This window comes from Rhizobium sp. NZLR10 (genome assembly GCF_019685125.1).
Classification (GTDB): Bacteria; Pseudomonadota; Alphaproteobacteria; order Rhizobiales; family Rhizobiaceae; genus Rhizobium.
On record NZ_JABDWE010000004.1, the window covers coordinates 216,647 to 241,041 of the forward strand.

Annotated in this window: 24 protein-coding genes; 11 read left to right on the plus strand and 13 right to left on the minus strand. The window is 62.9% G+C overall.

The features are described 5' to 3' along the window. Nucleotides 1-18 precede the first annotated feature (18 nt). Nucleotides 19-1,311, plus strand: a complete 1,293-nt coding sequence (locus HJB82_RS08650) for an FAD-binding oxidoreductase (protein WP_221139822.1) — start codon at nt 19-21, stop codon at nt 1,309-1,311. A 225-nt stretch (nt 1,312-1,536) separates the two neighbouring features. Here HJB82_RS08650 and HJB82_RS08655 read toward each other — a convergent pair whose 3' ends face one another. Both HJB82_RS08655 and HJB82_RS08660 read right to left on the minus strand, forming a co-directional pair. Continuing rightward, on the minus strand, nt 1,537-2,334 hold the full coding sequence (locus HJB82_RS08655; protein WP_221139823.1) for a polysaccharide deacetylase family protein: 798 nt from the start codon (nt 2,332-2,334) through the stop codon (nt 1,537-1,539). Nucleotides 2,335-2,438: 104 nt separating this feature from the next. Beyond that, on the minus strand, nt 2,439-2,828 hold the full coding sequence (locus HJB82_RS08660) for a DUF930 domain-containing protein (protein ID WP_007626817.1): 390 nt from the start codon (nt 2,826-2,828) through the stop codon (nt 2,439-2,441). A gap of 252 nt (nt 2,829-3,080) precedes the next feature. Between HJB82_RS08660 and HJB82_RS08665 the strand changes: the two genes are divergently transcribed. Both HJB82_RS08665 and HJB82_RS08670 read left to right on the plus strand, forming a co-directional pair. Continuing rightward, complete coding sequence (locus HJB82_RS08665; protein WP_221139824.1) at nt 3,081-5,189, plus strand: S9 family peptidase; 2,109 nt, start codon at nt 3,081-3,083, stop codon at nt 5,187-5,189. Between the two features lie 99 nt (nt 5,190-5,288). Further along, a complete protein-coding gene (locus HJB82_RS08670; protein WP_207583492.1) occupies nt 5,289-5,807 on the plus strand; it encodes a DUF1697 domain-containing protein in 519 nt (172 codons plus the stop codon). 34 nt (nt 5,808-5,841) lie between these two features. Here the strand turns inward: HJB82_RS08670 and HJB82_RS08675 are convergent, their stop codons facing one another. Then, on the minus strand, nt 5,842-7,308 hold the full coding sequence (locus tag HJB82_RS08675) for a DHA2 family efflux MFS transporter permease subunit (protein ID WP_207583491.1): 1,467 nt from the start codon (nt 7,306-7,308) through the stop codon (nt 5,842-5,844). Nucleotides 7,309-7,567: 259 nt separating this feature from the next. Between HJB82_RS08675 and HJB82_RS08680 the strand changes: the two genes are divergently transcribed. Next, nucleotides 7,568-9,070 (plus strand): YdiU family protein, encoded by a 1,503-nt coding sequence (locus HJB82_RS08680; protein ID WP_207583490.1) that lies wholly within the window; start codon nt 7,568-7,570, stop codon nt 9,068-9,070. 243 nt (nt 9,071-9,313) lie between these two features. Then, nucleotides 9,314-11,653 (plus strand): glucose/quinate/shikimate family membrane-bound PQQ-dependent dehydrogenase, encoded by a 2,340-nt coding sequence (locus HJB82_RS08685; protein ID WP_221139825.1) that lies wholly within the window; start codon nt 9,314-9,316, stop codon nt 11,651-11,653. Nucleotides 11,654-11,732: 79 nt separating this feature from the next. Here HJB82_RS08685 and bla read toward each other — a convergent pair whose 3' ends face one another. The 3 genes from bla to dmeR all read right to left on the minus strand — a co-directional run bounded on the left by bla (nt 11,733) and on the right by dmeR (nt 14,042). Continuing rightward, nucleotides 11,733-12,623 carry a class A beta-lactamase gene (gene bla / locus HJB82_RS08690; RefSeq protein ID WP_221115344.1) on the minus strand — a complete coding sequence of 297 codons (891 nt, stop codon included), beginning with the start codon at nt 12,621-12,623 and terminating at the stop codon, nt 11,733-11,735. A 127-nt stretch (nt 12,624-12,750) separates the two neighbouring features. Then, nucleotides 12,751-13,746 (minus strand): CDF family Co(II)/Ni(II) efflux transporter DmeF, encoded by a 996-nt coding sequence (gene dmeF / locus HJB82_RS08695; protein WP_221132136.1) that lies wholly within the window; start codon nt 13,744-13,746, stop codon nt 12,751-12,753. 23 nt (nt 13,747-13,769) lie between these two features. Beyond that, nucleotides 13,770-14,042, minus strand: a complete 273-nt coding sequence (dmeR, locus tag HJB82_RS08700; RefSeq protein ID WP_207583486.1) for a metal/formaldehyde-sensitive transcriptional repressor — start codon at nt 14,040-14,042, stop codon at nt 13,770-13,772. Between the two features lie 280 nt (nt 14,043-14,322). On the opposite strand from dmeR, the gene HJB82_RS08705 reads away from it, so the two are divergent. Next, entirely contained in the window at nt 14,323-14,817 is a 495-nt protein-coding gene (locus HJB82_RS08705; protein ID WP_207583485.1) for a GNAT family N-acetyltransferase, read from the plus strand. A gap of 13 nt (nt 14,818-14,830) precedes the next feature. Here the strand turns inward: HJB82_RS08705 and HJB82_RS08710 are convergent, their stop codons facing one another. The 3 genes from HJB82_RS08710 to HJB82_RS08720 all read right to left on the minus strand — a co-directional run bounded on the left by HJB82_RS08710 (nt 14,831) and on the right by HJB82_RS08720 (nt 17,136). After that, on the minus strand, nt 14,831-15,745 hold the full coding sequence (locus HJB82_RS08710; RefSeq protein WP_221139826.1) for a cytochrome c: 915 nt from the start codon (nt 15,743-15,745) through the stop codon (nt 14,831-14,833). A gap of 171 nt (nt 15,746-15,916) precedes the next feature. Continuing rightward, the gene (locus HJB82_RS08715) at nt 15,917-16,357 is read right to left on the minus strand and encodes a cytochrome c (RefSeq protein ID WP_207583483.1); all 441 of its coding nucleotides are present in this window, start codon (nt 16,355-16,357) and stop codon (nt 15,917-15,919) included. 143 nt (nt 16,358-16,500) lie between these two features. Continuing rightward, complete coding sequence (locus HJB82_RS08720; RefSeq protein WP_221115348.1) at nt 16,501-17,136, minus strand: LysE family translocator; 636 nt, start codon at nt 17,134-17,136, stop codon at nt 16,501-16,503. Between the two features lie 129 nt (nt 17,137-17,265). On the opposite strand from HJB82_RS08720, the gene HJB82_RS08725 reads away from it, so the two are divergent. Then, nucleotides 17,266-17,958, plus strand: a complete 693-nt coding sequence (locus HJB82_RS08725) for a YafY family protein (protein WP_221139827.1) — start codon at nt 17,266-17,268, stop codon at nt 17,956-17,958. Nucleotides 17,959-18,315: 357 nt separating this feature from the next. Here HJB82_RS08725 and HJB82_RS08730 read toward each other — a convergent pair whose 3' ends face one another. Next, the gene (locus tag HJB82_RS08730) at nt 18,316-19,161 is read right to left on the minus strand and encodes a metallophosphoesterase (RefSeq protein ID WP_207583480.1); all 846 of its coding nucleotides are present in this window, start codon (nt 19,159-19,161) and stop codon (nt 18,316-18,318) included. A gap of 141 nt (nt 19,162-19,302) precedes the next feature. Next, nucleotides 19,303-19,905, minus strand: coding sequence for a superoxide dismutase (locus tag HJB82_RS08735; RefSeq protein ID WP_003546549.1), 603 nt, complete (start codon nt 19,903-19,905; stop codon nt 19,303-19,305). Nucleotides 19,906-20,114: 209 nt separating this feature from the next. Here HJB82_RS08735 and HJB82_RS08740 point away from each other — a divergent pair, with 209 nt between their 5' ends. From HJB82_RS08740 to HJB82_RS08750, 3 genes are all read left to right on the plus strand, one after another. Beyond that, nucleotides 20,115-20,441: a hypothetical protein gene (locus HJB82_RS08740; RefSeq protein WP_207583479.1), complete on the plus strand. Its 327-nt coding sequence runs from the start codon at nt 20,115-20,117 to the stop codon at nt 20,439-20,441. Nucleotides 20,442-20,548: 107 nt separating this feature from the next. Further along, complete coding sequence (locus HJB82_RS08745; RefSeq protein WP_207583478.1) at nt 20,549-21,202, plus strand: class I SAM-dependent methyltransferase; 654 nt, start codon at nt 20,549-20,551, stop codon at nt 21,200-21,202. Nucleotides 21,203-21,259: 57 nt separating this feature from the next. Beyond that, complete coding sequence (locus HJB82_RS08750; RefSeq protein WP_207583477.1) at nt 21,260-21,991, plus strand: sulfite exporter TauE/SafE family protein; 732 nt, start codon at nt 21,260-21,262, stop codon at nt 21,989-21,991. 16 nt (nt 21,992-22,007) lie between these two features. Here the strand turns inward: HJB82_RS08750 and HJB82_RS08755 are convergent, their stop codons facing one another. Further along, nucleotides 22,008-22,349 carry a nuclear transport factor 2 family protein gene (locus HJB82_RS08755; protein WP_207583476.1) on the minus strand — a complete coding sequence of 114 codons (342 nt, stop codon included), beginning with the start codon at nt 22,347-22,349 and terminating at the stop codon, nt 22,008-22,010. Nucleotides 22,350-22,466: 117 nt separating this feature from the next. On the opposite strand from HJB82_RS08755, the gene HJB82_RS08760 reads away from it, so the two are divergent. Continuing rightward, the gene (locus HJB82_RS08760) at nt 22,467-23,744 is read left to right on the plus strand and encodes a multidrug efflux MFS transporter (RefSeq protein WP_207583475.1); all 1,278 of its coding nucleotides are present in this window, start codon (nt 22,467-22,469) and stop codon (nt 23,742-23,744) included. Here the strand turns inward: HJB82_RS08760 and HJB82_RS08765 are convergent. Beyond that, nucleotides 23,703-24,323 (minus strand): TetR/AcrR family transcriptional regulator, encoded by a 621-nt coding sequence (locus tag HJB82_RS08765; RefSeq protein ID WP_221139828.1) that lies wholly within the window; start codon nt 24,321-24,323, stop codon nt 23,703-23,705. The two genes, HJB82_RS08760 and HJB82_RS08765, sit on opposite strands and share 42 nt — an antisense overlap. Between the last annotated feature and the right edge of the window lie 72 nt (nt 24,324-24,395).

The following is a 24,395-nucleotide window of genomic DNA, read 5'->3' on the forward strand; positions in this document are numbered from 1 at the left end:
TCAACCGGGGAGACATGCGTGGCCTCTGATCTCGATCTCGACGAATCCGATCACGACCAGATGGTCAGCGGCCGTTCTCTCTGGGGAAAAAGCGGCGTACGGCCGGAGTGGCGGCCGATGGAGCAAAGCTTTTCCACCGACGTCGCCGTGATCGGCGGCGGCATCACTGGCGCTTTGGTCGGCGAACACCTGACGGCGCGCGGTTTTTCCGTTGTTATCATCGACCGGGAGAAGCCCGGTTTCGGCAGCACCGTGGCGAGCACGGCGATGCTGCAATGGGAAATCGACAGCACGCTCATCGAGCTTGAGGACTATTACGGCTTCGAACGCGCCGCCGGCATCTATCGCCGCAGCGGTGCTGCGGTCGCCGGCCTTTCCAAGCTGATCGCCGCAAACGGGATTGCCTGCGGCTTCCGGCCGCGCAACACGCTCTATCTCGCCGAGGGTCGCGAAGGGGCACGCAATCTCCTCGATGAGCGCCAGCTTCGCCGCCGGGCCGGCCTGCCCGGAGTCTATCTCGAACATCCCGATCTCTTCACGCAATTTGAGTTCGACCGGGATGGGGCGATCTATTCACCGGGTTCGGCGGAGTGCGACCCGCTGCTTCTGACCTGGGCGTTGATCGAAATGTCCGTCCGGCGCGGCGCGCGACTGGTGAGCGCCTCCGTCACAGCACTTCACAGCGAAGGCGATCACGTCACGGCGGAGACGGACGGAGGCCATATCATCGAGGCGCGGCGCGCCGTGCTTGCGACCGGCTATTCGATGCCGGGCATCGACATGCCGAAGCTGCACCGCACCAGCTCGAGCTGGGCGCTCGCCACCGTGCCTCAGGACCCGGCAAATTTCTGGCGCGACAGGGCGCTGATCTGGGAGGACAGTCACCCCTATCTCTACATGCGCACGACCGAGGATAATCGCATCGTCGCCGGCGGCGAGGATGACGGCACGGCCGATCCCGAAGCCCGCGACCGCAAGCTGCCGGCCAAGACCATCGCGATCCAGGAGAAAGTAAGGCGGCTATGGCCGAAGGCTGATACGCGGGTGGAACATGCCTGGTGCGGAACCTTCGGCGAAACGACCGACGGCCTGCCGCTGATCGGCCCGGTGCCTGAGATGCCGCATGTGTTCGCCGCCTACGGCTACGGCGGCAACGGCATCACCTTTTCCTATCTCGCAGCCCAGATGATCGGGGCGATGCTCGCAGGCATGCATCGCGACTGGTTCGAGGATTTCGCGCTCGACAGGGATGGGCCGGGGCTGCGGCGGTTTGGAGAGGATAGGTTGGGGGCTGGGAGTGAACTGCGGTAAAGGCTTCGGATTGACTGTTGTGCCGTGCCAGCCCCCCCTCTGCCCTGCCGGGCATCTCCCCCACAGGTGCGGAGATTGGCTGGACGCAACGGCTTCCCCAAACAACTGGCGTTGCAGCCCGCCGGAGCGGTAAACGAGCGCGAAGGTTTGGCCACTTGTGATCTCCCCACCTGTGGGGAGATGCCCGGCAGGGCAGAGGGGGCTCACACGGCACGCCCTACAAAACTACTCCGTCGTTTTGTCGTCGCCCATATCCTCGACGTCCTCGAGACGGACGAATTGCACGCCCTTGGCTTTCAGGTCGACCAGCGCCTTGGCCACGCCCTCGCCCGCGGCATGGGTTGGCTGGTTGACGTGGGAGATGACGACATCGCCATCCTTGGCCGAGGCGATGCGCTTTTCGGTAATCGCAGCCCCAAGCAGCGAGCCGCCGTCGCCGTTTACCGAATAACCGGCGATGCGATATCCCATGGCGCGGATTTCGCCGATGGCGGAAAGGTCATATTTGGCGGTCGAGCCGCGGAACCAGCGCGGCGCCGGAATCCCGGCCGCGACCATGGCGGCAGCGCCGCCTTCGACCTCCTGCCTTACCGCCTGCGGCGAGCCCGCCGAGGCGATGCCATAGATCAGCGTCGGCGTGTCGACGGCCGGAATATGGTTCTCTCCGTGATTTTCGAGTTCGAAGAGATCGGGGTTCTGCAGGAACACGGCAACCGCGGCAGGGTTATGCTTCAGCCAGCGGGCGGTGACGAAGATCGTCACCGGGATGCGTTCGCGCACCAGCGTCGACAGGATGCGCTCATCTGCCTGCCCCATGCAGGCATCGAAGGTCAGCGCAATGCGGGCATGGCCAGCAAGGTTGGAGCGGGCGATATGCAGATGCGGCTCGACGAGCTTTGCCACCGGCGCTCTCGGGGCCGCGCTCACAGCGGCCGAGGCTGGCAGCGCTGACGGTAGCTCGTCCGCCAGTACGGGAGCGATGGTGGTCAGAAGGAACGCCGAAACGAGCAGGATGCGGTTCATATCAGAGGCTTCTACAAGTCGGTTTCGACAGATTTTAGCGGATGCTTTTGCATGGCGCCATGTGGCCGGATGTCACCGCTGCCGCCCGAACAAAGCCAAGGGCATCAATCGTAGAGATAATACTTGTCCCACTTCTCGCGCGGCACCTTGTCGCCGATCTGGTAGTCGAGTTCGCGCACGTTGATATGCTGCGGGCCGGTGATGCAATTGTAGGAGAGATGATACCAATCGCCCTTGCTGCGGAAGACCGCGCCCGGGGCCTGCAGCGAATTATCGCCGGGGATCGGGTCCTTGAAGGTATAGGCGATCACCTTGTCGGGCTTGAAGCCGGCGCTTTCCTGGTTGATGCGGCTCATCGCCTCGGTGTCGCAGCTCTGTTCCAGACGGGTCGAGGGATCGAGTTTTTCAAGTTGCTTCTTGATGGCGGGATCGACGGCAAAGGCAGGGGCAGCAAGGCTGACGAGGGATACAAACAGGAGCAGACGTTTCGGCATTGCGGAGAAATCCCTTGCTGTTGTCCATTTTTCACCCTGCCGCAGGCAGCTTGCCGGAGGCTTGGCGCGTGCAATTTTCGCTCTGTGAGAGCGGACATTCTTAAATATTGTGGTGACATCAAGGCAAGGCGGGCGGAGCCGCCTCCTTGCTTGTGGAAGGCCACCCGCACCCTTGGCGCACCTTTGACGCTTGATCCGGGACCAGTGCGCCTCTATCTCTTGCCAACCCGACATTCCCACCGGAGCCATTCCTTGTCCGTTTTCAAAAGCCTGCCGACACCGCCTGCCGCACCGAAAAAGCCCGTTTCCGATACGCGCCACGGCATCACCCGCACGGACGACTATGCCTGGCTGCGCGCCGACAACTGGCAGGCGATGTTCAAGGATCCCTCGATCCTCGATCCCGAGATCCGCCGGCATCTCGAAGCTGAAAACGCCTATATGAATGCGGCGATGGAAGACACCAAGCCGCTGCAGAAGGTGCTGTTTTCCGAAATGCGCGGCCGCATCAAGGAAGACGACAGTTCGGTGCCGATGAAGGACGGCGCCTATGCCTACGGCACGTTTTATGTCACAGGCGGCGAACAGCCGCGCTTTTTCCGCATCGCCCGCGACGGCAACGTCGCCGACGAGACGATCCGCACCGTGCTGCTCGACGGCGACAAGGAGGCATCAGGCAAGGCCTATTTCCGTCTCGGCGGTCTCGACCATTCGAGCGACCATAGCCGCGGCATCTGGGGCTATGACGATAAGGGTTCGGAATTCTTTACGCTGAAGGTGCGCGACCTCGCGACCGGACAAGACCTCGAAGACCGGATCGAGAATACCGGCGGCGGCGGCGTCTGGGCGCCCGACGGCAAGAGCTTCTTCTATTCGGCGCTCGACGAGAACCACCGGCCTTCGAAGGTGTTCCACCATATAGTCGGCCAGCCGCAATCGGCAGACCAGCTGGTCTATGAGGAAGCCGATGCCGGCTTTTTCATGGGCGTCGGCGGCTCGCTGCTCGACGACTTCATCTATATCGATATTCACGACCACGAGACCAGCGAATACCGGCTGCTGTCGACCAAGGATCTCACCGCCGAGCCGAAGCTGGTGGCGGCGCGCGAGGAAGGCATCGAGTATTCGCTGACCGAGGGCGGCGACGTCTTTTACATCCTGACGAATGATGGCGGCGCCAAGGACTTCAAGATCATGCAAGCGCCGGCCGACAATCCGGTCAAGGAAAACTGGCGCGAAGTGGTCGCCCACAAGCCCGGCACGCTGATTATCAGCCACATGGCCTATGCCCGCAATCTTCTGTGGCTGGAGCGCAAGGACGGACTGCCGCAGATCATGATCCGCGACCGCAGGACCGGCGAGGAACATGCGATCGCCTTTGCCGAGGAAGCCTATTCGCTCGGGCTCTCGGGCGCGGCGGAATACGACACGGATGTCGTTCGTTTCTCCTATTCGTCGATGACGACGCCGTCGCAGCTTTATGATTACAACATGGTGACCCGCGAGCGCACGCTCCTGAAGACGCAGGAGGTGCCGTCGGGTCACAATCCCGACGATTACATCACCCGCCGCGTCTTCGCCCCGGCATGGGACGGCGAGACAGTGCCGGTCACCCTGCTCTATCGCAAAGACACCGCGCTCGACGGCAGCGCGCCCTGCCTGCTCTATGGCTACGGCGCCTACGGCATCACCATTCCGGCCGGTTTCAACACCAACTGCCTGTCGCTCGCCGATCGCGGCTTCGTCTATGCCATCGCCCATATCCGCGGCGGCAAGGACAAGGGGTTTTCCTGGTACGAAGACGGCAAGATGGACAAGAAGACGAATACCTTCAAGGACTTCGTCGCTGCCGCCGACTATCTGAATCAACAGAAGTTCACCTCTTACGCGAAGATCATCGCCGAGGGCGGATCGGCCGGCGGCATGCTGATGGGGGCGGTTGCCAACATGGCGCCGGAGAAGTTTGCCGGCATCATCGCCGCCGTTCCCTTCGTCGACGTGCTCAACACGATGCTCGACGATACTTTGCCGCTCACCCCGCCGGAATGGCCGGAATGGGGCAACCCGATCGACAGTCGGGAAGAATACGAGCAGATCGCCTCATACTCGCCCTACGACAATGTCGGCGCCAAAGCCTACCCGCCGATCCTGGCGCTCGGCGGCCTGACCGACCCGCGCGTCACCTATTGGGAACCCGCCAAGTGGGTGGCGAAGCTGCGTGAGGAAACGACCGGCGAGGCGCCGATCCTGCTCAAGACCAACATGGACGCCGGCCACGGCGGCGCGTCGGGGCGGTTTCAGCGGCTGGAAGAGATTGCGTTCGAGTATGCGTTTGCCATCAAGGTGGCGGGGAAGATGTGAAATCTTTAGGGAGCGCCGTGGTCGCCCCCCTCTGCCCTGCCGGGCATCTCCCCCATGGCAGAGGGGGCTGGAACGGCACGACAGTCGAGGGAGAAAGAAATGGCAGTCTACATCGCCCTCCTCCGCGCCGTAAACGTCGGGGGCACCGGGTCGCTCCCGATGGCTGAGCTCAAGGCTATCTGCGAAGGCCTCGGCTTTGCCGACGTGAAAACCTACATCCAAAGCGGCAATGTACTCTTCCGCTCGGACGAATCCGAAACGACCGTAGAGGAAAAGCTCGACGCAGCGCTCGGGCAGAAGATGGGCAAGCGGCCGGGGGTGATGGTGCGAAGCCGCAACGAGCTCGACGCCATTGCCGCCAACGCACCTTTTCCCAAGGCCAAACCGAACTTCCTGCTCGTCTATTTCCTGCCCGAAAAACCGCCTGCCGATGCGCTTGATAAAATGGTGGCGCCTGATGGCGAGGAGGCAAAGCTCGCGGCCCGCGAAATCTATGTGCATTACCCCAATGGGTCCGGCCGCTCGAAGCTGAAGCTGCCGGCGCTGAAGCCAGGAACGTCGCGCAACCTCAACACCGTGCGCAAGCTCGCGGACATGGCGGCAGCGATGGAGGGCTGAAGTCCGGCGCAGAATTTGATTCAAGCGAGGGGCTTCAAGCCTTTGTTTTTATGCATGTCGCATCAGTTTTCGTCCGTTTCACCTTGTAGCCGCTGATCTCCTCGCCGGCGGTCGGCGAGAAGCGCAGGTTCCAGAAGGTGGCGGTGATCGAGATGATCGTGACGACGATAAAGGCGGCCGAGAAATCACCAAGCGCAGGCGTTTCAGCCCCGCTAAAGGCCATGGAACCGTGCAGCGCTAAGGCCCCGATGCAGATGCCGAGCGACAGCATGAGCTGCTGGAAGGTGGTGTAGAAACTCGTGGCCGAGCTCATCCGCTCCTTGTCGATCTCGTCATAGGCAATGGTGTTGTAGGCGGTGAACTGGAACGACAGGAAGAAGGCGCTGAGGATCAGGACGAGGAAGATCAGCGGCATCGGCCAATCCGGCCGGAAGGCGGCGCAGAGGCCATAGCCGACCGTGCCGAAGATGCCGTTGAGGACCAGGCTTCGGCGGAACCCCAGCCGGCGGAAGACGAACTTCGCCATCGGTTTCATGGCGAGAGCGCCAAGTGCTGTGGCGATGACGATCTGGCCGGCCGCAGCGGCGGACAGGCCGAAGCCGATCTGGAAGAGCAGCGGCAGCAGGAAGGGCTGGGCGCCCTGGGTGATGCGCGTCAGCGACCCGGCGATCACCGACGTGCCGAAGCTCGCTACCTTCATCAGCGAGAAATCCATGATCGGCGACGGATGCTTGCGGGCGTGCCGGAGATAGGCGATGCCGAAGAGCAGGCCGATAGCGATCAGGAAGATCGAGAAGGCGCCCTCGCCTTCGTGGCTCGACATTTCGAAGCCGAAGAGCAACGAACCGAGCGAGATGCCGGAAAGGACGAAGCCGAGCGTATCGAACGGGCCGCTCGCCTTGCCCTTCACCTCGTCGATGTAGATCGACACGAAGATCATGCCGATGATGCCGATCGGCACGTTGATGTAGAAGATCCAGCGCCAGTCGAGATAGGTGACGAAGAAGCCGCCGAGCGGCGGGCCGACGATCGGCCCGATCAGCGCCGGCACCAGCAGCCAGGACATGGCGCTGACCATATCCTTGCGGTCGACGCTGCGCATCAGCACGAGGCGGCCGACCGGCATCATCATCGCACCGCCTATGCCCTGAAGCAGCCGCGCCAGCACCAGGAACGACAGCGTCGGCGCCAGCGCACAAAAGATCGAGCCGATCACGAAGACGGATATGGCCGCGCGGAAGACGGTGCGAGAGCCAAAACGGTCGGCCATCCGGCCGCTCGCGGGAATGAAGATCGCCAGGCTGAGGAGATAGGAGGTCAGGGCGATCGACATGGCCGGCGCGCTGACGCTGAAATCGCGCGCCATGGTGGGCAGCGCGGTCGCAAGCACAGTCGCGTCGATATTTTCCATCAGCATCGCACTCGCGACAATCATCGCGATCACCCGGAAATTGGGCGCGGCGCGCCGAACCATCGGCGCCTGGTAAATCTGATCCGACATCGTCCGGAATCACTCGCGGTGGCGCGGCGGAGCACAGCAGGCAGCAGGGCCGCGGGGATGACATGGCGCAAAGCCAAGGGGAGACGATTTGCTATACGCTCGCGATCATGGCGGCGCTATGTCGTTTATGGCAAACCAGCTTTGACGAGAGGTAAAGGCAGATCACGATTCCTTGCATCGGCCTGTTCTTCGTGAAGGGCTTTGGGGTCTTCAACCAAACCGGCTTGCGCCAAGCGCACCCCGGCCCTACCTATGAAGCATGACCTCCACCCTGCAGAAAAACCGGGCCGCCGCGGCCTTTCCGTTCGACAACAGCTATGCCGGCTTGCCCGAGCGCTTCTTTGCGGCGCAGACGCCGACTTCGGTGGCGGAGCCCTCGCTGATCAAGCTCAACGAGCCGCTGGCTGCCGAGCTCGGGCTCGACGTCGAGGCGTTGCGGCGCGACGGCGCGGCGATCTTTTCCGGAAATCTGGTTCCCGAAGGTGCCGAACCGCTGGCGATGGCCTATGCGGGCCATCAGTTCGGCGGCTTCTCGCCGCAGCTCGGCGACGGGCGGGCGATCCTGCTCGGCGAGGTGATCGACCGCAGCGGCAGGCGCTTCGATATCCAGCTGAAGGGCGCCGGACCCACGCCTTTTTCGCGCCGCGGCGATGGGCGGGCGGCAATCGGGCCGGTGCTGCGCGAATATATCATCAGCGAAGCGATGTTTGCGCTCGGCATTCCGGCCACGCGGGCGTTGGCGGCGGTGACCACAGGCGAGCCGGTCTACCGGGAAGAGGTGCTGGCGGGCGCGGTCTTCACCCGGGTCGCGGCAAGCCATATCCGCGTCGGCACCTTCCAGTACTTCGCGGCCAGGGGCGATGCCGACGGCGTGCGAGCGCTGGCCGACTATGTGATCGACCGGCATTACCCCACCCTGAAAACGGCTGACAATCCATATCTTTCACTGTTTTCGGCGGTCTCGGAGCGGCAGGCGGCGCTGATTGCCCGTTGGCTGCATGTCGGTTTCATCCATGGGGTGATGAACACCGACAATATGACCGTTTCCGGCGAGACGATCGATTTCGGCCCCTGCGCCTTTATGGATACCTATGATCCGGCCACCGTCTTCTCATCGATCGACCAGCATGGCCGCTATGCCTATGCCAACCAGCCCGGCATCGGCCAATGGAACCTCGCAAGGCTCGGCGAAACGCTGCTGCCGCTGATCGACGAAGAGCCCGACGGCGCGGTCGACAAAGCGAATGCGGTGATCCGAGCCTATGGCGAACGGTTCCAGGCTGCGTGGCTGGCCGGCATGCGAGAGAAAATCGGTCTTGCCGGCGAAGAGGACGGAGATCTCGACCTGGTGCAGGCGCTGCTGTCATTGATGCAGGCGCAGGGCGCCGATTTCACCCTGGCTTTCCGGCGGCTGTCGGATCTTGCCGGCGACGGCGCTGTGGAACCTGCCTTTGCCGCGAGTTTTCGCGAACCGGAGGCCTGCGGCACCTGGCTCACGCAGTGGCGCGAGAGACTGTCGCGCGATCCGCAGACGGCGCCTCAGCGCACTCTGGCCATGCGCAGCGTCAATCCGGTCTTCATTCCGCGCAATCACCGGGTCGAACAGGCGATCGAGGCCGCGGTCGAGAACGGCGATTTCTCGCTGTTCGAGGCGCTGCTGACCGTGCTTTCGAAACCCTATGAAGACCAGCCGGGCTTTGCCGCTTATATGGAACCGCCGAAGCCGGACGAACGGGTGCTCGCGACCTTCTGCGGGACGTAACTGCGGTCTTGCCTTCCAGTGGCCGCCTCACAGCGATCGGCTTCATCCGGCTGGCACAACGGTTGCTGAGCCTAAAAGCGCTATGCCAGGCTGTATCGAGCCTGGTCCGTGCATGTCCAATGGCCGCCGCAGCCTGCGGCAAATATGGCCGTTGAAAGGCATTTCCTTCGCGCTATCTGCCTGATCGGCGGGACTTTTCCGCCGATCCTTCACCCCGGCTAACCTCAGCGGGAGACAGCCCTTATGGCGATCGTCATCACCTCCGTGTTCTTCATCATCATCGGGCTTACGCTTAGCGGCGGCGGGCTCTGGCTCGTCACGCTCGGCGGCAGCATATTTTATCTGTTCGCCGGGTTGATGTTCCTCATCACCGCCGGGCTGCTGTTGATGCGCAAGGCGGTGGCGCTCTGGGTCTATGCGGTGCTCGTCGTCGCAGCACTCGCCTGGGCGATCTGGGAGGTCGGCTTCGACTGGTGGCAGCTCGGCCCGCGCGGCGGCATGATCATCCTGCTCGGGCTCTGGCTGCTGACGCCGTGGATCCGCCGGCCGCTCGGCTTTCGCAGCCCGACGGGCATCACCTACGGCGCCAATCCCTGGCCGCTCGCCGTGCCTGTCATTCTCGCCATCCTCGTCGCGCTCTATTCGATGACGACAGACCCGCACGATCTTGCCGGCGAACTGCCGAAGGATCAGGTCGCCGCCAACCCCGCCTTCGGCGGCAGCGTCCCCGACGGCGAATGGCATCAATATGGGCGCACGCCCTTCGGCCAGCGTTATTCGCCGCTCGACCAGATCACCGCCGAGAACGTCTCCACCCTCAAGGAGACGTGGCGATACCAGACCGGCGACGTCAAACGCCCGGACGATGTCGGCGAGACGACCTATCAGGTGACCCCGCTCAAGGTGAAGGACACGCTCTATCTCTGCACGCCGCACAACTGGGCGATCGCGCTCGACGCCAAAACCGGCAAGGAGAAATGGAAATACGACGCCAATTCCGGGATGAACCCCAACCGGCAGCATCAGACCTGCCGCGGTGTCACCTATTATGCCGATCCCAATGTGGCCGCCGGCCAGCCCTGCGCCGAGCGCGTCTACCTGCCGACCTCCGATGCCCGGCTGATCGCGCTCGACGCGGCGGACGGCAAGGTGTGCACCAGCTTTGCGGATCAGGGCGTGCTGCATCTGGAAACCGGCATGCGCTACAACCCGGCCGGCTATTATTATTCCACCTCGCCGCCGGTAGCCGTGGCAGGCAAGATCATCGTCGGCGGCGCGGTGAACGATAACTATTCGACTGAGGAACAATCCGGCGTCATCCGCGCCTTCGACATCAATACCGGCGCGCTGCTCTGGAACTGGGATTCCGGCAATCCCGACGTGACGATGCCGATCACCGATAGCCAGACCTATACGACCAATTCGCCGAACAGCTGGTCGGTCTTCAGCGTCGACGAGGGCCTCGGCTTGGTCTACATCCCGCTCGGCAACCAGGTGCCCGACCAGATCGGCATCAACCGCAGCGACAATGTCGAGAAATTCTCCTCCTCGATCGTCGCCCTCGACATCGCCACCGGCCAATTGCGCTGGGTGCGCCAGACAGTGCATCACGATCTCTGGGACATGGACGTGCCGGCCCAGCCGGCGCTGATCGACGTGACGAAACCGGACGGCAGCGTCGTTCCGGCCCTGGTCGGCCCGACCAAGCAAGGCGATCTCTATGTGCTCGACCGGCGCAGCGGCGAGCCGATCATCCCGGTCAAGGAGATTCCAGCGCCTGATGGTGCGGTCTCCGGCGACCACACCTCGCCGACGCAGCCGATCTCCGATCTAACCTTCTCGCCCGACCCGCTCAAGGAGAAGGATATGTGGGGCGTGTCGCTGTTTGACCAACTCGCCTGCCGCATCGACTTCCATCGTTACCGCTACGAGGGCCGCTATACTCCGCCGTCGCTGAAGGGCACGATCGTCTATCCCGGCAATTTCGGCACCTTCAACTGGGGCTCGGTCGCGGTCGATCCGGAGCGGCAGATCATGTTCGGCATGCCGACCTATCTCGCCTTCACCTCGCGCCTGGTGCCGGCCGCCGACATTCCGCCGCGCGGCCAGGACGAGAAGGGCAGCGAACAGGGGCTCAACCGCAATGACGGCGCGCCCTACGGCGTCTTCATGGGTCCGTTCCTCGGGCTGCTCAAAATCCCCTGCCAGGCGCCGCCATGGGGCTATGTCGCCGGCGTCGATCTGCGCACCGGCAAGATCGCCTACATGCACAAGAACGGCACCGTGCACGACATGACGCCGCTACCCCTGCCCTTCAAGGTCGGCGTGCCGGGCATCGGCGGACCGATGCTGACCAAGGGCGGCGTCGCCTTCCTCGGGGCTGCGGTCGACAATTACCTGCGCGCCTACGACGTGACCAACGGCCGGGAGCTGTGGCAGGCCCGGCTTCCCGCCGGCGGCCAGGCGACGCCGATGACCTATACGGCGGATGACAACAAACAATATGTCGTCATGGTCGCCGGCGGTCACGGGTCGGTCGGCACCAAGCCCGGCGACTATGTGATCGCCTATACGCTGCCGTGATGGAGAGGGTGCCCTCTCCTTGCAGAAGAAAGACCCGCGAACCAGACAGCTGCCGATTATGCCCTTCGCATTTTCCCGCTCAAACCATCTCGGCGATCATCCGGCCGACTTCGGCAAAGACGGGATTGAGCTCCTTCACCGGCGCGGTCGCCTCGGCGATATAGACGGCCGCGACGATCGGGCCGCGGTCGGGCGGCCAGATGACGGCGATATCGCCGAGGGAGCCGTTCGGGCCGGTACCGGTCTTGTCGCCGACTTTCCACTCCTTAGGCAGGCCGGCTCTCAGCCGCTCGCCGCCGGTGGTGCTGGCCACCAGCCAGGCGATCAACCTGTCTGAGGAGGCTTCGGTGAGGATCGAGCCGAGCGTCAGGTTGCCGAGCGTGTCGAGCATCGCATCCGGTGTCGTCGTGTCGCGCGGATCGTCCTTCCTGCCCTCGTTCAGCGTCGGTTCGGTGCGGTCGAGACGCGTCGTGCCGTCGCCGATCGAACGCAGCCAGTCGGTCAAACCCGCCGGACCGCCAAAACTTTCGAGCAGCAGGTTGCCGGCCGTGTTGTCGCTGACGGTCACCGCCGCCTCGCAGAGTTCGGCGACCGTCATGCCATCGGTGCCGGCGTGTTTTTCGCTGAGCGGCGAATAGTCGACCAGCTTGTCCTTTCCATAGGTCACCCGGCGGTCGAGGCTTTCCTCGCCCTTGTCGGCACGGGCGAGCACGAAGCCGGCTGCCAGCGCCTTGAAGGTGCTGCACATCGGAAAGGCTTCGCTGCCGCGATAGTTGAAGGAAATGCTCGTCTCAGTGTCGAGCACCGAGACGCCGAGACGGCCGCCGGTGCGTTTTTCCAACGCGGCAAGGCGCCGCTCGATGTTGTCGTTGTCTTCCTCGCTCTTCTCTTGGGCTCTGACGGGAAGCGTTAGTGCAGGCAGGCACAATGCCGAGCCTATCAGCATACGGCGGGTAAGACTGAGATCCATGATTCCTCCGGCGGTGAGGAACACAAAGCTAAGGGGCGATTGCGGCGGCATCTCGTCCCCGCGGCGACAATGTCGTCCGCCGAGCAACCTTGTTGTTCGCCGAGCGACTTTGTCGGCCGCACGCCGATCACGCGGCGCGGGTGACCTCGACCGTCACATGCGACAATTCCGTCAGCGCCGAAAGCCTGCCCTTGTAAAAGGCCGGCTCGCGCGGCTCAGAGGTGACGACCGCGACGATCGCCGCATGGTGGCCGGGGCCGACCTGCCAGACATGCAGATCGGTGATCCGGTCTTCCTCCGTCTCGATCGCCTCGCGAATCTCCGCCGGCAAAGTCTCGCCGTGCGGGACGACGTCGAGAAGGACGCCGCCCGAGGATTTCATCAGGCTCCAGGACCAATTGGCGATGACCAGCCCGCCGACGATGCCCATGATGGGGTCGAGCCAGAGCCAGCCGTAGAGGCTGCCGAGCGTCAGCGCCGCGATGGCGAGCACGGAGGTCAAGGCATCGGCGATGACATGCAGATAGGCGGCGCGGATATTGTTGTCGCCCGGTTCTGCGTGGCCGGGACCGTGATCACCATGACCATGACCATGATGGGCGTGGTCGCCGTGATGGTGATGCGCGTGCGCATGATTGCCATGCGCGGCATGGCCGCCGCCGGAAAGCAGCCAGGCGCTGACGAGATTGACGGCAAGGCCGATCACGGCGACGGCAATCGCCTGGGCAAAGCCGATCGGCACGGGATTTGAGAGGCGCAACAGGCTTTCCCAGGCCATCAGCAGGGCGATCAGCGCAAGGATGATGGCGCTGGCGAAGCCGGCGAGGTCGCCGAGCTTGCCGGTGCCGAAGGTGAAACGCGGATTGCGCGCCTGCCGGCGGGCGAAGAGATAGGCGAGCGCCGAAATCAGCAGAGCGCTGGCATGGGTCGACATGTGCCAGCCATCGGCGACCAGGGCCATGGAGCCGTAGACGGTGCCGGCGGCGATTTCCGCCACCATCATCACCGCCGTCAGCGCGATCACCAGCCAGATGCGCCGCTCGTTGCGCTGATGATCCGCGCCGAGGAAGACATGGTCGTGTTCAAAGGTATTCATTGCAGCTTTCCCGATTCCGGCACTCATTACAGGCTCCTTCGTCTCGGCAATCAGCGGATATAGGTTCGCAAGACTTCCGATATTTCCTCGACCGCCTCCGCCCTTGCAGCGTCGTCGGCAGCATTCAGCACATGTTCGCGCAGGTGATCGTCCAAAACCTCGCCGGTCAGCCCGGTCAGAGCGCCGCGGACGGAGGCAAGCAGCTGCAGGATCTCGCCGCAGGGGCGCTCGGCCTCGAGCGCGCGCTCGACCGCCTCCATCTGCCCCTTCAGGCGGCTGACACGGGCGACGAGCTTCTTTTTCTGCAGAGTGGTGTGGGACACGGTGAGTCCTCATATAGAATAGGGGGGTATACTATCGATGGGCTTGACCGATATCAAGGCCGATGGCGTGTTTCAGCGTCCGGCTCCGACGCCATTGACAAACGCCGCGTTTCCGACGATTGATGACCCATGATCAAAAACGCGCACCAGAGCCGCTCGTATTTTTGGCTGTACCTGTAAAGGGCGGCTGGACAAGATCATATTGTCAACAAGCCGCCGTCAGGCGGCTTTGTTGTATCGGCAGCGTCCTGACGGCAGACTATCAAAGGACGCGAAGACCATGACCGAAATCGAAGACAGCGAAATTTCATTGATGCGCCCATCGGTGGTGACGATCCGCGCCGCCAAGCCGCGCGACCTGCCCGAACTCAACGCGATGATTGCCCTGCTTGCCGCCCATCACGGCGATGCGGCGGGAACGACGCCGGAGCAGTTGGAGCGCGACCTCTTCGGCCCGCTGCCGTGGATCACGGCGCTCGTTGCCGAAACCGACGGAGGGCTGATCGGCTACGCCATTCTGGTGCCGCTCTACAGAGCGCAAGAGGGAAAGCGCGGCATGGACCTGCACCATCTCTTCGTGCGCGACGGCCATCGCGGTCATGGCACCGGCCAGCTGCTCGTCGACCGGGCCCGCGAGACCGCGCGCAATGCCGGCTGCGGCTACCTCTCCGTCAGCGCCGCGACCGGAAACGTGCTGGCGCACCGCTTCTACGAACAGATGGATTTCACCCCGCGTCCGGTGACCGGCATGCGCTATATGCAGTCGATCGCTTAAACAGCGACATGCTCTAACGGCCCGGCACGGCCTTCAGATAGGCGGCGATCGCCCCGCGGTCGGCGGGCGGCAGACGGGCAATGTTCTGCTGCACATCGACCATCGAGCCGCCGGCTGTGTCGAAATCTGGCGTGAAGCCGGTTTCGAGGTAGCTGGCGATATCGGCCTCGCTCCAGCCGCCGATGCTCTTGGAGGCCGGGGTGATATCGGGTATGCGGCCCTTGCCTTCCGGATTGGGGGCGCCGGCGAGCCACTGATCTGCCTGGAAGCCGCCGAGCGCATCGCGCGGCGTATGGCATTCGCCGCAATGGCCGGGACCTTCGACGAGATATTGGCCGCGCTTGATCTTGTCGTCGCTCTTTGCCAGGGCGACGCGCGGCTGGTCGTTGAAATAGAGAAATTTCCAGCCGCCGAGCGCCAGCCGGATATTGAACGGGAACGGCAGCTCATGCGGGGCCGCGACGTTTGCGCTCTTCGGCAGGGTTTTCAGGAAGGCGAAGAGATCGTTGACGTCCTTGTCGCTCATGCGGGCATAGGAGCCATAGGGAAAGGAAGGGTAGAGATGCTGACCGCCCGGTCCGACGCCCCGCTTCATCGCATTGCCGAACTCGGCCAGCGTCCAGCCGCCGATGCCGGCCTTTTCATCGGGTGAGATATTCGGCACGTGGAATGTGCCGAACGGGCTCTTCAACGCCAGCCCGCCTGACAGCGTCAGCCTGGCATCGCCTTCGGAACCGGGGGCTGAATGACAGCTGACGCAGCCGCCGGTCCAGAAAACCATCTGGCCGTTGGCCGGATCCGGGGCGCCGAGACCCGCCCAATGGCTTTCCGGCAGAGGATCGGGCGCGGTCACCAGATAGAAGGCGCCACCGCCGAGCACGGCGACGCCGATCAGACAGAGCAGCAACCGGATGAACCTGCGGATCATGCTCCGCCTCCCCTTTTTGTCGAATTTTTCCCGCGCCGAGAATAAGACGACCCGCACTGGCGGCAAAGCCAGCGCGGATCGAGGATCGGGTATCTTCTGCTTACGCAATTCCGGACGCAAAACCGCTGCACACTTTTGCTGGAATTGCTCTTGATCAAAACGACCTATCGCTCACTTCTTGAGGCGATAGGCCTTGTGACAGCCGCCGCAACTGGCGCCGAGCGTGTCGACCGTGGCGCCGACAGCCGCTTCATCGGCCGGAAGCTGGGCGAGCGCGGTTTCGGCATCGGCGGAGAGCTTCGCGGCGCGCGCCTTGAAATCATCCATGTTTTCCCAAATCTTCGGGCTCGCTTCTTCGTCGCCCGTTTCCGTGCCCGGCTTGAACTGATCGGGGAAAACCTTGGCCGTTGCGGCAATCGTCGTCAGCGCCGCCTTCACCGCTTCGGCGTCATAGGGCTTGGTGCCCTTGGCGATAGCTCCCAAGGCGCCTGCCGCCCCGCCGATCTGCTTCATCAGGGCAATGCGCGAATCATGGGTGCCGTCGGCGGCGCTCACCGAACCGAAGGCTATGCCGGCCATCGCCGCGGCGGCAGCTACTGCTTTCCAATTCATATTCCTCTCCATTTCTCTTCTGCATTTTCCGGGGCCAAGGTGGCCATGGCCAATCTGCACCGGGAGGATGACAAAATCCATGCCATTCGGGCAGTCACGTTTTGCCGGATCATCATAAAAACAATGTGATAGGTACAGGTGTCTCAAGCGCTTTTCCACCCCTGCCAGAGGCTGAGCGCGGAGACCGCAACCAGCAGCAGCCCGGCGAAGCGGCCGACGAAGGCCGTGACGTCGGGATTTGCGACAAGCAGGTCGCGGCTGCGGCCGGCCGTCATCGCCAGCGTGCCGTAGATGGCGAACTGGGTGGCGACGGTCATGGCGCCCATGATCAGGCCCTGCATCCAGACCGGGCCGTATTCCGGCTTGAGGAACTGCGGATAGACGGCGAACATGAAAATATAGGCTTTGGGATTGACCAGACAGGTGACGGCCCCCTGGCGGAAGGCGCGCCAGCCGGAGCGTGCCGTCCCCGGCCCGACCGCCTCGACGGTGATCGAACTGCGGATCAAGGAAATGCCGATCCAGATCATATAGGCGACGCCGGCAACAAGCAGCACGTTGAAAAGCTGCGGCAGCATGGTGACGAGCACGCCGACGCCGGCCGCACCATAGGCCGAATGCACGGCGCCGCCGGCCATGATGCCGCCGGTTGCCGCGAGCCCCCGCCTGACGCCGCCGGTCAGCGAATTGGCGAGCACGAAGAGCATGTCCATGCCCGGCACGATGATGATGCCGAAGAGAAGGACGAAGAAAAGCCAGAGGTTTTCGTGGTAGTTCATGTCAGTTACCGCCTTGAGTTCTGCGGGCCGTTTTCAGAGACCCTAATTGATTTCAATCTGATAGGCGGCTCTATACGGGAACCCAACTGACAGTGTATTGTCAGGAGCGTAAGGGATGGGAGAGGCAAAATGCGCAAGGCCTCGCGGCTTTTCGAGATCATTCAGATCCTGAGGCTCGCCAGAAAACCGATGACGGCGGCTGTTATCGCCGAGACGCTTGAGGTGACCGTGCGTTCGATCTATCGCGACATCGCCGCCCTTCAGGCGATGCGCGTGCCGATCGAGGGCGGGCGCGGCATCGGCTATATCATGCGGCCGGGCTTCGACCTGCCGCCGCTGATGTTCTCGATCGAAGAGATGGAGGCGATCGTGTTGTCGCTGGCGCTGCTCGAACGGACGGCCGACGAGGAGCTGAAGCAGGCCGCGCGCCGGGTCAACCAGAAGATCGCCGGCGCCGTGCCGGCACCGCTGCGCCAGGCAATGGACAGCAAAGCGCTCTATGCCTGGGGCTCGATCGCCCAGCCGGCTGGCTTCGATCTTGCGATCGTGCGCCGGGCGATCCGCGACGAACGCAAGCTGATGCTCGACTACCGCGACGAGGTTGGTCGGGCCAGCGAACGGACGATCCAGCCGATCGCGCTGATCTATTATTCGCAGACCGCCAATATCGTCGCCTGGTGCGAGTTGCGCCAGGCGATTCGCAATTTCCGCAGCGACCGGGTGGAGTACTGCGCGGCAAGCGAGGATTTCTTCACGGGCGACGGCGACCGACTGCGGGAGTTGTGGACCAGCGGCTGGACGGAGAAGGCAGTGCCTGTGTAATAGCCGGGCGTTTGTGCGAACACGTTTGGCGGCGTTTGAGCCACGAGCAGGGGTCAGTGTCATGAGCCTGGTGAAGCGCCTTTCGTGCCTGGCACATCTTCGACGCCGCCAAAGGACTGCCGACATTTATCCCTCCTCCGTCATCCTCGGCCTTGAGCCGAGGATCCACGTTGGCCTCTATCAGCAGCGCGCATGGATCCTCGGCTCAAGGCCGAGGATGACGGAGGGTGTGGGCGCGCTGCACCAGACTCGCACTGGCGCCTTAGGTGCTCCATCGAGGGCGCACCCGGCTTACCTCTGACGATCCCTGCGCAGGATAAACCGAGCAGCACAAAAGAGCCGTACAGCCGTCCCAGCCTAAAAAGCCAACGTCCGGCTCTCCTCGCGGCCGAAGCCGCGGATTTCAATCTGGTCGGGGTAGACTTCGACGATGGCGAAGGCGTTTTCGGTCTCGGTGTCGACCACGCCCTTGAAATTGACGAAGTGGCAGGCGCCGGCTTTGCCGTAATTGCCGACGTGGTTGTGACCGTTGAGATAGGCGACGACATTGTCGTGCGAGGCGAGCAGCGCGACGATGCGGTCGCAATCCCACATGTCGTGCTCACCGGGAGGATGCACGGGATAGTGATTCATGACGATCACCTTCTCGCCGGCCGCGGCTGCGCTTGATATTTCATCGCCGAGCCAGGTGAACTGCTCGTCGCTCAGCGCAGCATTCCAGCGATGGGCATTTCTGGCGCCTTGCTCCTGCAGCACGGTCAGCATCCGTGCGGCCAGCGCCCGATGCGGATGGCCTTCGGGCGGCGCGAAGGTGCTGACTTCGTTGCCGTCGAGCACGATGAAACGCCAGCCGTGGCGCGAGACGCTGTAATAGGGCGATGGCATGCCGAGACGGGCGGCGATTTCGGAGAGATGGCCGGAGGAGACCGAGAAATCGTGATTGCCGAGCAGGAAGAGCGCCTCATGCCTCAGCTTGCCGTAGACCGGCAGGATATCGTCGAAGCTTGCGAAGCTGCGGTCGATGATATCGCCGAGCGTCATGACGAAGCTCAATTCCTCGCCGTTGAAGACCTCGATCGCCTCGGCAACTTTGGCGAGGCTGTTGGCGTAATAGCGGTCCATGGCCGCATGCGGCTGGATTGCCGCATATTGCGGGTCGGCGATGATGCCGAAGCGGAACAGGGGAAGAGCAGAAAAAGACATGGGGCGTGATTAGGAGCGGCCGATGACAGGGATGTGACGGCTTGTCTTTCAAAACGAAACACCCGGCGTTTGAGGCGCCGGGTGCCAAGTTCGAAGAGGCTGACTGACATCGCCGCCCGTGGGCTGCGAGTCCGGGGCCGCTTACTTCGTGGCTGCTTCGTAGCGTTCCAGGACGTAGTCCCAGTTGATCAGGCTATCGACGAAGGCCTCGAGATATTTCGGGCGGGCGTTGCGATAGTCGATGTAGTAGGAGTGTTCCCAGACGTCGACGCCGAGGATCGGGGTGGCGCCGTGAACCAGCGGATTTTCGCCGTTCGGGGTCTTGGAGATTTCGAGCTTGCCGTTCTTGACGGAAACCCAGGCCCAGCCGGAGCCGAACTGGGTGGCGCCGGCAGTGGCGAAATCGGCCTTGAACTTGTCGTAGCCGCCGAGATCGGACGTAAAGGCCGCTTCGAGCTTGCCCGGCAGCTTGTTGCCGCCGCCGCCCTTCTTCATCCACTTCCAGAAATGGATGTGGTTGTAGTGCTGGGCAGCGTTGTTGAAGAGGCCGGCATTGGTGCCGAACGACTTCTTCACCACGTCTTCGAGCGAGAGATCCGAAAGACCGGCTTCGGCGGCAAGCTTGTTGCCGTTGTCCACATAGGCCTTATGGTGCTTGTCGTGGTGAAACTCCAGCGTTTCCTTCGACATGAAGGGAGCAAGCGCTTCGTAATCATAGGGAAGTTCAGGCAATTCGAAAGCCATATCAGATCTCCTTGCAATAGATTGCGTCATCGGCAGGTGAGGCGGAACATAGGAGGGGAAAGGGGGAGAGGCAACCGGCGAAATATCAAAAAACGATCCGTCGGAGGAAAATTTGCCTCAGTTGCCGCGATGGAATCGCGCCTGCAAATTGCTTGGGATATCCGCACCGAAAACCGCTTCCCCGCGATTGACCTCAATGGAGACCCGATATGAACAGGAATATAATCCCGCTGCTGGCGATGGCCACGTTTCCCTTGCTCTCAGCTGCGGCGCACGCATCCTCGGATGAGGCCTGGAAACAGATGGCGGCTGACGTGGAGGCCAAGTGCAAGACGGCGGCTGTCGCCATCGACAATCCGAATGCCGCCGTCGATCCCTTCGGCACTTCCCATTACGGGCTTGCCCTGCTGACGGGGAAACCGAAGGGCGCCAAGGGGCTGATCGCCCAGATCTGCGTCTACGACAAACAAAAGAAAACCGTCGAGATCGGCAGCGAGCTGGACGCCAAAGAGCTTGGGCTCATGCCGGCAAAATAGGCAGCCGCGGGTCGGCCTGCCAGGCGATTTTGTGCCTTCGGTCACAATCCGAGCGGAACCGGAACCTACCCTTAGGAGTTGAGGCCTGGGCTTCAGGGAGGTGCGGCATGTCGGAGCTTCGCAGCAGCGCGGAAGATCAACAGAAAATCTATCAGCGCTGGGCACCGGTCTATGACCGCGTCTGTCGCGGCATTCTCCGTGATGGCCACCGCAAGCTGGCGGCGCTTGCCGCCGCAGCCGGCAGCGATGTTCTGGAGGTCGGCGTCGGCACCGGCCTGACGCTCGGGCACTATGCCAGCCGCTGCCGGGTGACCGGCATCGACATTTCCGAACACATGCTCGCCCGGGCGCGCGAAAAGGCGAAACGCGAGGATCTGCAGCACGTCCAGGCGCTTGACGTGATGGATGCGCATGCGCTGAGCTTTGCCGACAGGTCTTTCGATGCGGTTTGCCTGCCCTTCGTCATCACCCTGATCCCCGAGCCCGAGCGGGCGCTCGACGAATGCGCCAGGGTGCTGCGGCCGGGCGGCGAAATCATCCTGGCCAGCAAGCTTGGAGACGGCGCCGGTCTGCAGGGCGCGATCGAGGCGGCGGTGGCGCCGCTGGTGCGTCACATCGGCTGGTCCTCCGCCTTCCGCATCCATCGTATCCTCGCCTGGGCCGAGCGGCGTGGCGATTTTTCCGCCGTCGAAATCCTGCCGGTCTTTCCGAACGGCTTCTTCAAAATTGTTCGGCTGAAACAGCGCGGACTTTCCGCTTGAATTAAGATTTTTTCCGCATCGCGGATTCTGATGCTACCGTTCGTCTGAGGGGACCGCATGACATCGGATATCTTCTTCTTCATCGTGGTGGGCTTCTGCGCGCAGATCGTCGACGGAGCACTCGGCATGGCCTTCGGCGTGCTGTCGACGACGAGTCTTCTTGCCTTCGGGGTGCCGGCGGCCAATGCCAGCGCGATGACGCATGTGGCTGAGATGTTCACCACGGCCGCGTCGGGCATTTCGCATGCCTATCATCGCAATGTCGACTGGCGCCTGGTGGGGCGGCTGGCACCGGCCGGCATGATCGGCGGCGCGATCGGCGCCTATCTGCTGGCCAATATCGACGGCAGGGTGATCGCACCGTTCGTGTCGGCCTACCTGATCGCGATCGGCTTGCTAATTCTCTACAAGGCCTTTCGGCCACCGGCAAAACGCGAGGTGCGCGACTGGGCCGTGCCGCCCGTCGGGTTTTGCGGCGGCGTGCTCGATGCGATCGGCGGCGGCGGATGGGGACCTGTCGTCACCAGCACGCTGATCGGGCGCGGCCATGACCTGAAGCGGGTGATCGGCTCGACCAATTTCACCGAATTCGCGGTAACGCTGACGATTTCGCTGACCTTCATCCTGACGCTCGGCTGGTCGGAGCTCAATTCGGCGATCGGCCTGATCATCGGCGGCGTCATTGCCGCGCCCTTTGGCGCCGTCCTCGTCAAGCGGCTGCCGGTGCGGCCGCTGATGGTGGCGGTCTCGATGGTCATCATCGTCACGTCGGCAATTCGGATCCTGTAAACCGCGCCAGCCGCGATCAGAGATTGCGGCCGAAATAGACTTCCACGGCGGCGATCTTGTCGCCGCGGAAACGAAGGCTTTCTATGTTGCAGAAGCTGCCGCCGTCGAGTTTTTCGGCGCGGTAGCGAACAACAGCCTCGTCGCCGTCGACCGCCAGGAACTCGATGTGGATAGCACGGAAGAACGGCTCCTTCGGCCAGCAGCGCTCGAAATACGTGGCCCGGTCGATATGGTCGTCACGCGGACTGGAGAAGGTGAAATCTTCCGCCAGCATGGCGTCGACTTTATCCTTGCGGTCTTCGAGATAGGCGGCGTAGAGATCGCGGACTGTCTGTTGCCTCGTGCGCATATCGTTCATGGCAATATCCTCCGATTATCCGATTGCATTATGCAATCAGTTATATCTAACACTTTTATCCGAGATGATCCAGATTGCCGCGCAACTGCGCCTTCATGATCGACGCCGAGGCAAGGAATGACCGATACTCAATTGGACGCGGCGAGCGCTAGGGCAGGCTCGATCTACTGGAAGCGCAACCTCGCGATCTCGCTGGTCGGCTCTTTCACGACGATCGTGGCGATGACGCTGTTGCTGCCCTTCCTGCCGCTCTATGTCGAGGAACTCGGCGTCAGCGACCATGCGGCGATCGTGCAATGGTCTGGTATCGCCTATGGTGCCACCTTCCTGGCCGCGGCTCTCGTCGCGCCGATCTGGGGACGGCTCGGTGATATTTACGGTCGCAAGCTGATGCTGGTGCGCGCCAGCCTCGGCATGACGGTGGCGATCTCGCTGATGGGCATGGCCGGTAATGTCTGGCAGCTGGTGGCGCTGCGCCTCTTCGTCGGCCTTGCTGGCGGTTATGCCTCCGGCTCGATGGTGCTGGTGGCGACGCAGACGCCGAAGGACCGCTCGGCCTGGGCGCTCGGCGTTCTCTCTTCCGGCATCATGGCCGGCAATCTCGTCGGGCCGCTGATTGGCGGGGCGCTGCCGCCGGTCATCGGCATCCGCGCCACGTTTCTGGCGGCCGGCGGCATGATCTTCCTCGCCTTTCTCGCCACGATCCTGCTGATCAAGGAGGAGAAATCGCCGGCCCGCAAACAGGCGGCCAAGGCCAGCGGCGGCTGGAAATCCATCGGCGACAAACGGCCTGTCATCGCCATGCTGGCAACCGGCATGCTGTTGATGTTCGCCAATATGTCGATCGAGCCGATCATCACCGTTTATGTCGCGCAGATCGTGCCGGTCGCGGACCAAGTCACGATGATTTCGGGCATCGTCATGTCGGCCGCCGCCCTCGGCAGCATTCTTTCCGCCTCGCGGCTCGGCAAGCTTGCCGACCGGATCGGCCATTGGCCGGTGATTTCAGGCGCGCTCGCCGTCGCCGGACTGCTGCTGATCCCGCAGGCCTTCGTCACCAGTTCCTGGCAGCTGATCGTCCTGCGTTTCCTGATGGGCGCAGCACTCGGCGGGCTCCTGCCCTGCATCGCCGCCGTCATCCGCCACAGCGTGCCGGATAGCGCGGCCGGCAGCATTCTCGGGCTTTCCATCTCCTCGCAATATATCGGCCAGGTGGCCGGTCCGGTCCTCGGCGGCTTTGTCGGCGGCCATATCGGCATGCGGGCGGTTTTCCTCGGCACCTCGGTGCTGCTTCTCGGCGGTGCTGCCTATGCCTGGATGGTGCGGCCGCGGGATGCCGAGACGGACCCCCAGTCAGCTTCGCTGGACGCTCCCGCAGATCAGCTCGACGCCTGAGCTGGCGATCGCTTCCAGCGTCTCGCGGCTGTCGCCGGCGCGGGCGCGGACTGCGAGTGAATGCATGACGGCGGAGGCGAGCATTGCCAGCATCTGCGGATCGGCGCCTTGCGGAAGCTCGCCGCTTTGAACCGCAAGGCGCATGCGCTTTTCGATCTCGCCGTCGAAATCGCTGAGGCTGCGGCCAAGCACCTCGCGGACCCGCTCATGCTCGACCGCCTCGACCGTTGCCGTGCCGATCAGGAGACAGCCGCGCGCGGCGGTTTCACCATGCAGATACACCGCCAACGCGCCGGCATAGACGCGTGCGAGATTGTCGCGCAGCTGAAGTGACGGATTGAGCGCCTCAGCCAGCGCATCCATGCCGTCCTGCCGGTAACCCTCCAGCGTATCGAGATAGAGATCCTCCTTGTCGCCGAAGGCGCCATAGAGGCTCGGACGATTGAGCTTGGTCGCGGCACTCAGATTGTCGAGCGAGGCGGCGGTAAAGCCCCTGTCCCAGAAGACATCCCGCGCCTTGGCGAGTGCGGCCTTGGCGTCGAAACCCCTCGGGCGGCCGCGCTTCTTTTCATCCTTCATATTTTGTACCGTTTCGCATTAAATTCTTGACGAACGTTATTTTATGCGAAACAGTACAAATGTTCAATGGCA